At 48.5% G+C, this 9,430-nt stretch carries 12 protein-coding genes; 10 read left to right on the top strand and 2 right to left on the bottom strand.

Annotated elements, in window-relative coordinates:
- The 4 genes from P8O70_11085 to P8O70_11070 form a co-directional block, all read left to right on the top strand.
- Nucleotides 1-247 (top strand): FMN-binding negative transcriptional regulator (locus P8O70_11085; protein ID MDG2197419.1); only part of this gene is annotated, 247 nt, incomplete at its 5' end.
- A 7-nt stretch (nucleotides 248-254) separates the two neighbouring features.
- Entirely contained in the window at nucleotides 255-746 is a 492-nt protein-coding gene (locus P8O70_11080; GenBank protein MDG2197418.1) for a GNAT family N-acetyltransferase, read from the top strand.
- A gap of 42 nt (nucleotides 747-788) precedes the next feature.
- Nucleotides 789-1,295 carry a DUF4381 domain-containing protein gene (locus P8O70_11075; protein MDG2197417.1) on the top strand — a complete coding sequence of 169 codons (507 nt, stop codon included), beginning with the start codon at nucleotides 789-791 and terminating at the stop codon, nucleotides 1,293-1,295.
- A 3-nt stretch (nucleotides 1,296-1,298) separates the two neighbouring features.
- Complete coding sequence (locus P8O70_11070; protein MDG2197416.1) at nucleotides 1,299-2,309, top strand: VWA domain-containing protein; 1,011 nt, start codon at nucleotides 1,299-1,301, stop codon at nucleotides 2,307-2,309.
- Here P8O70_11070 and P8O70_11065 read toward each other — a convergent pair.
- A complete protein-coding gene (locus tag P8O70_11065) occupies nucleotides 2,300-2,872 on the bottom strand; it encodes an arylesterase (protein ID MDG2197415.1) in 573 nt (190 codons plus the stop codon). The two genes, P8O70_11070 and P8O70_11065, sit on opposite strands and share 10 nt — an antisense overlap.
- Nucleotides 2,873-3,006: 134 nt before the next feature.
- Here P8O70_11065 and P8O70_11060 point away from each other — a divergent pair, with 134 nt between their 5' ends.
- Entirely contained in the window at nucleotides 3,007-4,101 is a 1,095-nt protein-coding gene (locus P8O70_11060) for a microcin C ABC transporter permease YejB (protein MDG2197414.1), read from the top strand.
- A gap of 31 nt (nucleotides 4,102-4,132) precedes the next feature.
- On the opposite strand, the gene P8O70_11055 is transcribed toward P8O70_11060, so the two are convergent.
- The gene (locus P8O70_11055) at nucleotides 4,133-5,722 is read right to left on the bottom strand and encodes a glucose-6-phosphate isomerase (GenBank protein MDG2197413.1); all 1,590 of its coding nucleotides are present in this window, start codon (nucleotides 5,720-5,722) and stop codon (nucleotides 4,133-4,135) included.
- 125 nt (nucleotides 5,723-5,847) lie between these two features.
- Here P8O70_11055 and P8O70_11050 point away from each other — a divergent pair, with 125 nt between their 5' ends.
- From P8O70_11050 to P8O70_11030, 5 genes are all read left to right on the top strand, one after another.
- A complete protein-coding gene (locus P8O70_11050) occupies nucleotides 5,848-6,252 on the top strand; it encodes an Hsp20/alpha crystallin family protein (protein ID MDG2197412.1) in 405 nt (134 codons plus the stop codon).
- Between the two features lie 2 nt (nucleotides 6,253-6,254).
- Entirely contained in the window at nucleotides 6,255-6,413 is a 159-nt protein-coding gene (locus tag P8O70_11045) for a hypothetical protein (GenBank protein ID MDG2197411.1), read from the top strand.
- On the top strand, nucleotides 6,410-6,790 hold the full coding sequence (locus P8O70_11040) for an FxsA family protein (protein MDG2197410.1): 381 nt from the start codon (nucleotides 6,410-6,412) through the stop codon (nucleotides 6,788-6,790). Before P8O70_11045 ends, P8O70_11040 begins: the two co-directional genes overlap by 4 nt.
- 13 nt (nucleotides 6,791-6,803) lie before the next feature.
- Nucleotides 6,804-8,594: a tetratricopeptide repeat protein gene (locus P8O70_11035; protein MDG2197409.1), complete on the top strand. Its 1,791-nt coding sequence runs from the start codon at nucleotides 6,804-6,806 to the stop codon at nucleotides 8,592-8,594.
- 6 nt (nucleotides 8,595-8,600) lie between these two features.
- On the top strand, nucleotides 8,601-9,430 hold an 830-nt coding region (locus P8O70_11030; GenBank protein ID MDG2197408.1), incomplete at its 3' end, for a FecR domain-containing protein.

Here is a 9,430-nt window from a genome sequence, read left to right as displayed (position 1 = left end):
GGAAGAGCGAACCCATGGTGAGAATGCCTGGCAGATGGCCGATGCACCCAAAGACTATCTGAATGCCATGTTGGAAAATATCATTGCGTTCCGGATCAAAATTATGAGGATTCTGGGGAAATCAAAAGTGAGCCAAAACCGAGAAACTGTTGATTTTGAAAATGTAGCAAGGGTACTTGCGGAAAGAGGCTCTGCCCACATGGCTGCTTGGATGAACCAGATCAGCGAAACTCGAGAAAAGGAATGAGTGTTCAGTGAGAGGAAGCACAAAGATTGGCAGCCTGAGCAAGGACAGAATTGTCATCCAGCAAATTCAACACAATGAGGCCGATCACCTGCTGGACTCTTCAACACGCTACATGGAGAACCTCTACCCTGCGGAGAGTAATCACCTTGTGGATGTGGAAGAGTTGCTGCAACCGAGGAATCATTTCTTGGGTGCCTTTATCAAGGGAAGAGCGGTTGGTTGTGTGGCCCTCATCGCTAAATCAAGCTACGCTGAGATCAAACGGCTCTTTGTCATGGAAAGTCACCGAAGAGCAACGATTGGATTGCGATTAATGCAGGAAATTGAATTACTCGCTTCACAGAATCACATTCGATTGCTACGCCTGGAAACAGGAATTCATCAACCAACTTCCATCCAACTCTATGAATCTCTGGGCTATCAACACATTGGGCCTTTCGGCGAGTACCAAGCAGACCCGCTGAGTATCTTCATGGAAAAGTCTTTATCCCCTGCTTAAGATGATGTTTCCACCCCACTACTTAAACACTCTTGAGCATCCATGAATCCGATGGACCCTCTCGCTGAGTTGCGGGATATTGTCACTCCACCCCCACCTTCTGCGTGGCCTTGGGCGCTAGGTTGGTGGATTCTGCTCATTCTGGGACTCTTGCTAATCAGCACAAGCATCTGGTGGCTTTGGCGATGGCAACGGCGCAGTCGTCCACGACGCTTGGCTCTGAAGCAACTAGCTCAGCTACAGCAGCAAGTGGCCGATCCACGGACCTTGAGACAGCTTTCTCAGTTATTGCGTGAGGTTGCTCTACAGGTACATCCTTGGGAACAAGTCGCTTACCTAAACGGCAGGCGCTGGCTGGAGTTTCTAGATCAGACTGGAGATACAACCCAGTTTACACAAGGCACTGGTCAAATTCTGTCAGAAGGCCCCTACCGTCCACCGCAGGAACCACTGTCCCCACAACTGTTTGTGTTGTGCAGGGAGTGGATTCAACTCCAAAACACTGCATCCCAACTCCAAAAACCCAAGAAACTTACCCTTCTCAACTGAACCATGCTCGAGTTTCTCTGGCCTTGGGTCGCACTTGTTTGGCCCCTTCCCCTGTTGATCCGCTGGCTATGGCCAGCTACTCCAGTTCCTCCACAGGCCCTTCAGGTACCCTTCCTCGAACGGTTGCAACAGCTTTCTGGTAGTTCACAAACTCCTCGCTTTAAAACACAACAGCTGGCCTTTCTGCTAGCCCTGATTTGCTGGACTCTGCTGGTAGCAGCCGCCACGCGTCCACAGTGGGTGGGAGAGCCCATTTCTCTACCTGTGTCTGGACGTAGCTTGATGCTCGCTGTCGATCTATCAGGGAGTATGAAGGAGGAGGATCTTCAACTATCTGGCAACCCCACAAATCGGCTGAATGTCGTCAAGAATGTCCTTCAGGAATTTATTACACGTAGAGATGGTGATCGCTTGGGACTGATTCTTTTTGGAGAACAAGCTTATCTGCAAACACCGTTGACTTTCGACCGGAAGACCGTGCAGCAGATGCTATTGGAATCAGAAATTGGGCTGGCTGGAGAGCGCACAGCCATCGGCAATGCCATCGGCCTTGGTGTGAAACGTCTACAAGGACTGGAAGAATCGGAACGCGTACTGATCCTGTTGACAGACGGTGCCAACACAGCAGGAGATATTTCTCCGGAGCAGGCAGCCCGTTTGGCGGAGCAGGCTGGGGTTAGAATTTACACGATTGGAGTTGGTGCGGATGAAATGCTGGTACAAACTTTTTTTGGCACAAGACAGGTTAATCCATCACGTGATCTGGATGAGAAGCTGCTACAGACGATTGCTTCTCTCACTGGTGGGCAGTATTTCCGAGCCCGTAGTACCGAAGAATTGGCTAAGATTTACCAACTTCTGGATGAACTGGAGCCTGTGGAGCGAGACGCAGACGTCTTTCGACCTCTAAAACCGCTCTATCCCTGGCTACTGGCAGCAGCGCTACTGCTCAGTGCCAGTTGGATTCCAGTGCAGTGGTGGCGTCAGCACAGTCCACAGAAGCTTCAGCTCTGACCCTGTGACTCCACCTGAACAATTGGCAACAGGGTTTTCAAAACGTTCTGAGCGATGACTTGATGGCCTTCTGGGTTTGGGTGAATACCGTCCCGCAGGTTCATCTCAGGAATTCCTCCAACACCTTCCAACAGAAAATCAACCATCGGCAATTCATACTCACGGGCTAATTCAAAAAAAGCTTCTTGGTAGGCTGTGATGTAGGTTTCTCCGTAGTTGATCGGCATCTGCATACCGGTCATCACCACCTTGATCTGGCGTTCTTGGGCCATTTGGATTGCTTTCGCCAGGTTTTGCTTCATGTTCTTGATGTCCAAGCCACGCAGGCCATCGTTCGCCCCCAAGGCAAGCAACATGATCTGGGGTCGCATCTTGAAATACCACTTGAGACGTGTGCCTGCACTGGCACTGGTTGCTCCACTGAATCCCCCATTGATCACTCGCACCTCAAGGCCTTCTTCTTTCAGTAATTGCTCTAGCAGATAGGGATAAGCTTCTTCAGGCTCAACCCCATATCCTTCTGTCAGTGAGTCTCCTAAAGCAAGAATTCGAATTTCTGCCATTGCTCCAAACGGCAAAAAAAAGCACAATGTGAACAATAAAAAACACAAAACTCCGATGACTTTTTTCATTTTAACTCTTTTGTGAAGATAACGGGTTTTTCCGTTCCTATTTGAACTCTGGGGAAAAGACTGAGATGACTGCTTACATCCTGCGCCGACTGCTCCTGATCATTCCGACACTGATTGGCATCATGACAATCAACTTCGTAATTGTCCAGGTGGCCCCCGGAGGACCTGTGGATCAGTTCATTGCCCGGATGCAGGGACACGGTGGCATGGACGTTACGAGCCGAATTACCAACACCAGCTCAGAGATGCAGGACAGCACCAGCACTTCTGATCAAGCAGGACGTACCCGAGGTGCCCAAGGCATTGACTCCGAGCTTTTGCGTGAGATCGAGCGTCTCTATGGCTTTGACAAGCCAGCCCACGAACGCTACCTGCAAATGCTGGTTAATTATGCCGTTTTCGATTTTGGCGAGAGTTTCTACAGGGATCGAACAGTACTTGAGTTGATATGGGAGAAACTACCTGTTTCTGCATCACTTGGAATCTGGAGCACACTCCTGGTCTACCTCGTCTGCATTCCACTGGGCATTAGCAAGGCAGTGCGCCATGGCTCTCGTTTCGATATCTGGACCTCCACAGTGATCATCATCGGCAACGCTATTCCTGTCTTTCTTTTCGCCATCATTTTGATCATCTTCTTCGCTGGTGGCAACTATCTGAATTGGTTTCCCTTACGTGGACTGACCTCTGATGGCTTTGCTGACATGAGCCTGTTCGGACAAATCCTCGACTACTTCTGGCACCTGGCTCTACCCCTAATCGCCATCCTGATTGGTAGTTTCGCCACACTGACGATGCTGACCAAAAACTCCTTTCTGGATGAAATTGGCAAACAGTACGTGGTGACCGCCCGAGCGAAGGGACTACCGGAGCGACGTGTGCTCTATGGCCATGTCTTCCGGAATGCAATGCTGATCATCATCTCTGGCTTCCCCGCAGCCTTCATCAGCATGTTCTTCACAGGATCCCTGTTGATCGAGGTCATCTTCTCACTGGACGGGTTGGGTCTACTGGGCTTTGAAGCCACCCTGCAGCGTGACTATCCAGTGATGTTTGGCACTCTTTATATTTTCACTCTGCTCGGCCTGGTCGTCAACCTGATCAGCGATGTACTCTACACCGTAATTGATCCAAGAATCGATTTTGAATCGCGAAATTGATTTCCAGAGGAGTTGATCTCAGTTTGACAAACTAAGCACGTTTCGCTTGGTAGCGATTGGAGAAAGAGGGTTCCACCTGATGACGATCCACACGTCCATTCGCTGCCAAGTGTTCCAGTACCTTGAAGAGTGTTACCTGCTGTTCTCCCACTTGAAGATGCTGGGAGAGTTCATCTACCGTCCAGGAACGAATTGGCTGATCGTTCAGCACACTGATCAGACGACCTTGCAACTGTAGCACAGCTCCAGCAGCTTTTTTCCCAGCTTCCACTCCAGGTTGATGATAGGCGTTAATGCCCACCAGATGCGCATACATCCCCACTGCTCGTTCAAAAAGAGCTATCATGGCCCCAATGCTACGTGGTGTTATCGAATCCAGGGTCAATGTCATTGATTGACGCTGTTTCTCTCGTAAAGCCTGCCGCGTTCCTAACAGGAAACCCAATAGATAGTCTCCTGAGGTGGCACCCGGATCAACCTCTACAGCAGGTCCTTCCTGATCTTTCAGCACTTCCAGAAATTGGGCAAAGAAATCATTCCGTCCTTCCCGAAGTTGTTGGACATAAGCGTGCTGATCTGTAGAACCCTTGTTGCCGTAAACAGTCAAACCTTGACGAACAATGCGCCCTTCCAGATCACACTCTTTTCCTAGGGATTCCATCACTAATTGCTGTAGGTAATTGCTGAACAAGGACAGCCGATCCTTGTAGGGCAGCACCACCATAGCCTTTTCACCACGACCATTGCCTGCGTACCACCAGTTCAAGGCTAACTGGGCTGCAGGATTGTGGGAGATTTCTTTTTCCCGTCCGTGCTGGTCCATCAGCCGGGCTCCCATCAGCAACTCTTTCAGAGCAATGCCCTGCAAGGCTGCGGGTAGGAGTCCCACTGCTGAAAAGACTGAAGTCCGCCCACCCACCCAATCCCACATTGGTAGCCGTGCACGCCAGCCTTCTTGTATTGCCAGTTTATCCAGCTTGCTTCCAGTGCTGGTGATGGCAATTGCCTGCTTCCCAAATGACAACCCTGCTTCTCGAAATACATGTTGAGTGACCAGCATCGCATTACGGGTTTCCTGGGTACCACCAGATTTGGAGATAACCAGGCACAGTGTCTGCGACAGTTCCTCTCTCAACTCTGCAAAGACCTGCTCAAAGCCATCTGGGTCTGTGTTATCTAGATAGTAGAGTTTCAAGCCTTGTCCCTGCTGTGCCAATGCACGGTCAATAAATTGAGGCCCCAGTGCCGAACCACCAATCCCAATCACGAGCCCATGTCGAAAATGCTGACCCTGCTCGTTGGTCCATTTTCCAGACAGTACTTGGTTTGCAATATACTGAACTTGCTGGAGGGTCTGTTCAATGGCCTGACGTAGCTCGGGGGTTGGCGCAAGCTCTGGAGTACGTAACCAGTAATGACCGACCTGTCTCTGCTCATCCGGATTGGCAATAGCCCCAGCTTCCAGTTCGTTCATGTGCTGTAAAGATTGTTGAAGCGGATCGGATTGCTCTTCCCAGAAAAAAGTAGGCACTCCCATTTGAGAAGTGTCTAAGCTCAATCCTGTGCCTGGGATTGAAAAGAAATGCTGCTGAAAATGAAGCCAACTCGAAGTATCGATCATGGGAATTTTAGAAACAAAAAGTTGCGAATACGAGGAAGTCTGTACATTTGCGATTGCAAACCCATTTTGCTAACTTATCTATTTAACGCAACGATTTTTTCACCTCACTTCGATCCATAGCCAGCATGTCTGATACAGAACTCGAACAGTTGCTCAAACGACAGGAAGAACAAGAAGAGATGTTGAGCAAACTTCAGAGCCGTTCCTTCAAAATAGACGGAACAGACCAAACTGAGTTGAGTGAAAACGCCATCTACGATCTACATCAGCGTGATGATGAATTGTTCCTGAGTCTTGATGTGCCAGGCGTGATGGAGGAATCCCTACATGTCGAATTGAATGATACAGAGCTACTGATTCGAGGTGAACACCCCACTTCTGAACCTGAAAATGCGAATTGTCTGCAACAGAATCGTCCTCGTGGCCCTTTTGAATATCGATTTTTGCTGCCAGGTGCTGCATCCCAAATTGAATCCTATCAGGACCTCGGCGTCTTGTACTTGCGAATACAATTGAAATCGTCGGAATAAAAATGCCACGAATTCTCCGGAACTACTTGATTAGTTTCTTGATTATCGGCACTTTACTCGGCGTTATTCATGGACTGGATCTCTACTTCAATCCACGACCCGCTGACACCCCGATCGCCCAGCCTGAACAAGCTGCTGAGTCTTCTCTCAAGAGCCCATGAGTGGAATACATTGGTTCCTATTGGGACTGCTGATTCTCATCGAAGGACTACTGTTGATCCTGCTGGGGCGCGAGAGTGGTCTGCTGGGTACTATTCTCCTCAGTAGTGTCACAGCAGTTGGAGGGCTTTGGCTGATGCGAGAGGAGGACTTCTCAATCTGGACATTGGTGGAAGTAGAATTGCAGCAACACCGCTTGCCAACGGATGAACTTTGGCAAGCCTTCCTACTCTGGCTGGCTGGTGGTCTGTTGTTGGTTCCTGGGGTACTGACAGACGCCCTGGGCTTGTCGCTGACCGTACCAGATATCCGAAGTGCCCTGATTGATCAATTGAATCGCTACTTTCGCCAACGCTGGAATGCCGCTCACAGAAACTAGTCACTGGAATCGCATGTACAAGCTCTGGCTACTGGGCTTTCTTTTTTGCTGGCTGGCCCAACCTCTTCAGGCGGCTAACCCCTCAGAAACTGACTCGGAAACTGTTGAGGTTTTGGAACAATTGGAAACCGAATTTCAGGAGCAACAACTCCGTGAAGCAGAGGAAGCTCTAAGCCAAGCCCAAGCCTACGAGCAAGGTAATGGTGTAGAGCAGGATGATGCCACTGCCATTCGCTTCTACAAGGAAGCTGCAGAGCGAGGAAATTCAGAAGCCCAGTTACGCTTGGGAATTCTCTATCGACAACGAAAGGGTGTGCAGGAAGAGTTTCGGAATAAAAGCCGATTCAGTTTTGGAAAGACAGCTTTTGACTTCCTCTTCTCCAGCAAAATGGACCAAGAAGCATTCCGATGGTTGAAGGCTGCTGCAGAGCAGGGTGTTGCGGAAGCCCAATATTATCTGGCGCAGTTTCATGAGCAAGGGGTTGGCACCAATAAAAATCAGGAGCTAGCCAATTCCCTTTACGCCCAAGCCAAGGAAGCAGGCTTTGATTCTACACTGGCTATTGATTTACTAAGAATTGAATACGATGGCATCCCTTTGGTGGTGCGTGAACCAGAAGTAGAAATTGCAGACTTGGCTCCTGCTGAAGCTGCGGAAATTGAAATCATCAGCACCACACCCGAAAAGACGGAAATCATCAGTGGTAACTTCACCGTCACGATCAGCGCTTTCAGTCCCCTGCGCTCCATTCAGATCAATGGTGTCAACCAGGAGCTTGCAGATAACAGCTACGATGCAGCCTACTCACTGCCGTATGAATTAGAAATTGGTGAGAATTACTTTGATTTGGATGTAGTAACAGAGGCAACTCAAGCCAGTAAAGAACTCATCATTTTTCGAGAGACAGAGGAAATAAAGAAACCCAAGCCTAAGCCTCCTTTTCAACTGATCATGATCTTGGGCCATACCGAGGACACCAACGCCACCGGTGCTCCTGATGGCAAGGAGAAGATCCGAACGATCAAAAGCAATGTTGTCTTGGTGCCAAGCTACACGCACTACATCAACTATCGCAACTCCGTGGCTGCCAAGGGCCTCATCACTACAGATCGTCAATGGATGGAGGATCAGCGCAACAAGGAGATCTTGCTGCGCCAACTCAGCTTTGAGTGGGAACGCAAGTATACTTGGCTAGGTGATATCACGACTGGGTTTGGTGCGAACACACTGGGGCTGCGCGATGTTCCTGAGAGTCCGGATAGCAGTCGAGACAGTTGGAACAGCGATTTCCGTCAAGTATCTGCAGACTCCTTCCTCTTTGGACAGTTCAAACTGAAAACAGACAGTGACATCACTTGGCAGGGCAAGCTGGAACACAAGTGGAAAGATGCAATTGGTTCAATGACTGATGATGGAACAGCTGATAAATTGGAAGTTAGCAATAAGTTTACACTAGCTGATTGGAAATACGGCACTAAGCTTAGCTACACCTTGACGGATCTAAATAACGACACGAAAGACAAAGTTGATCTGAAATTCTCTGCGGATGTGACTATTCCCGTCAAACCAATCAGCTTCAAATTGAAGCATGATATATCAGAAAGTGAGAAGAGACTCGCCAACGATGACGGTGTGCATGAAAGAGATCGTAAGAATGTTACAACTGTTGGGATAACATACCCCTACGCTCCTTGGATGATCATCAATCTCTCTCGCAAACTGGAAACCAAGACATCCAACCTAACTGATCAGGACTACTGGAAGTACCAAACCGCTCTCCAGTTCACCTTCATCTACAAATAAGGCTCTATGTTTGTTTCACTCCGGCCACACAAGACTGTCTGGATTACTGCTCTTATAGCGCTCCTGATCGTCTTGGCTTCACCAGTAGCAGCTCAGCAGCGGGGCCAGTTGGTCCTGGATCGGGGCTTGGTCAAAGTTAGCAACGGCTCTCGAGTGCGTATCTACAAAACTATTGGCACAAACGTACTGCTCAACGTAGATGATCAGGTTCACACTGCTAAAAACTCTACTGCCAGGGTTATACTCAGTTCCGGTGACGAGGTTGTAACTCTCAGATCTAATACGGTCTTCCGAGTTGAAGATCAAAATGAAGCTGAAAGTAATACGCGTCTGCTGACAGGTGATCTAACATTTGAAGTTAATCCTAATCGTACCTTAGTCAATGATCGCAAACGTGAATTCAAAATTCGAACTATCTCTGCGGTAGTTGGTGTCCGTGGTTCAGAAGGAGATGTTTTCTTTGAGTCCGACACCGGTGCAACAATCGTAGTTAGTGAAGAAGGTGATATCTATATTATACCTCCTGAATTTGAAGGTGATGAAGATGCCATAATTGTTATTCCTGCGGGATCAAGTGCTAAAATGACAGAAGAATCTATACGGTTGCCCGGTAGCGATAAAGAAATCGCTAAAAAAGATGCAATCGTACAGACTCGTAAAAAAAACCAACAAGAGCGTGAGAAACAGGCAGAAAAGAAAACAGCAGAAAAGAAAACAGCAGAAAAGAAAACAGCAGAAAAGAAAACAGCAGAAAAGAAAACAGCAGAAAAGAAAACAGCAGAAAAGAAAACAGCAGAAAAGAAAACAGCAGAAAAGAAACAATCTCAAAATCAAGG

It is taken from the genome of SAR324 cluster bacterium (assembly GCA_029245725.1).
Taxonomy (GTDB): Bacteria; SAR324; SAR324; order SAR324; family NAC60-12; genus JCVI-SCAAA005.
The sequence above is the reverse complement of the archived record's forward strand: the minus strand, read 5'-3'. Positions and strand labels throughout refer to the sequence as shown.

Coding starts and splice junctions, on each gene's coding strand:
- P8O70_11075 (MDG2197417.1), top strand. CDS start 789: ATGAATCCGATGGACCCTCTCGCTGAGTTGCGGGATATTGTCACTCCA.
- P8O70_11070 (MDG2197416.1), top strand. CDS start 1,299: ATGCTCGAGTTTCTCTGGCCTTGGGTCGCACTTGTTTGGCCCCTTCCC.
- P8O70_11065 (MDG2197415.1), bottom strand. CDS start 2,872: ATGGCAGAAATTCGAATTCTTGCTTTAGGAGACTCACTGACAGAAGGA.
- P8O70_11060 (MDG2197414.1), top strand. CDS start 3,007: ATGACTGCTTACATCCTGCGCCGACTGCTCCTGATCATTCCGACACTG.
- P8O70_11055 (MDG2197413.1), bottom strand. CDS start 5,722: ATGATCGATACTTCGAGTTGGCTTCATTTTCAGCAGCATTTCTTTTCA.
- P8O70_11050 (MDG2197412.1), top strand. CDS start 5,848: ATGTCTGATACAGAACTCGAACAGTTGCTCAAACGACAGGAAGAACAA.
- P8O70_11045 (MDG2197411.1), top strand. CDS start 6,255: ATGCCACGAATTCTCCGGAACTACTTGATTAGTTTCTTGATTATCGGC.
- P8O70_11040 (MDG2197410.1), top strand. CDS start 6,410: ATGAGTGGAATACATTGGTTCCTATTGGGACTGCTGATTCTCATCGAA.
- P8O70_11035 (MDG2197409.1), top strand. CDS start 6,804: ATGTACAAGCTCTGGCTACTGGGCTTTCTTTTTTGCTGGCTGGCCCAA.